The 632-nt window shown below is 48.9% G+C and carries 1 tRNA gene; it reads left to right on the plus strand.

From position 1 onward, the window contains the following. The first annotated feature begins 177 nt into the window (after positions 1-177). Positions 178-253 (plus strand) — tRNA-Ala (locus tag QPM17_RS23700). The last annotated feature ends 379 nt before the right edge of the window (positions 254-632 follow it).

Below are 632 nucleotides of genomic sequence, written 5' to 3' on the forward strand. Positions count from 1 at the left end.
CACCCCTGATAAGGGTGAGGTCGGTGGTTCAAATCCACCCAGACCCACCAAAATTGCGTGGCTCGTCGTTGCTTCCAAGCTCATGTGCTGTTCGCACACTACGCTTGAAAGCGCCTAGATCCACACAATTTTAAAGCCTGAGAAACCGTGCGCGGCCGGGCTTGGGTGATAGGTTTAGGGGCTGTAGCTCAGTTGGGAGAGCGCCTGCCTTGCACGCAGGAGGTCAGCGGTTCGATCCCGCTCAGCTCCACCAATGCCCGGACAGATCGACGATTAACTGACGAAAGTCAGTGTACAGAAACGAATGTTTCAGAGTGATGAAGCCTTCCTTTCTGATCACTGGGTCAGATTTGCTCTTTAACAAATTGGACGAGATAGAACACGAGTATTGTTTCTCATTATCTCCGAGAAGCAATATTCAATGTGATAGCGATTTCAAGCGTTATCCGGTGTTGTCGTTGAAGTGATTGCATATGCTTCAAGCGACTGTCTCTGAGTCTCATCCTGGATGAGAAGTAGATATTGGCCTCGGTCAGTATCTGGTTCTTATTGAAAGTGAGGCACAGATCAGTTGTCTTGGGGTTATATAGTCAAGCAATTAAGCGCATACGGTGGATGCCTTGGCAGTCAGA

Origin of the sequence: Marinobacter azerbaijanicus (assembly GCF_030250645.1) — a bacterium.
Taxonomy (GTDB): domain Bacteria; phylum Pseudomonadota; class Gammaproteobacteria; order Pseudomonadales; family Oleiphilaceae; genus Marinobacter; species Marinobacter azerbaijanicus.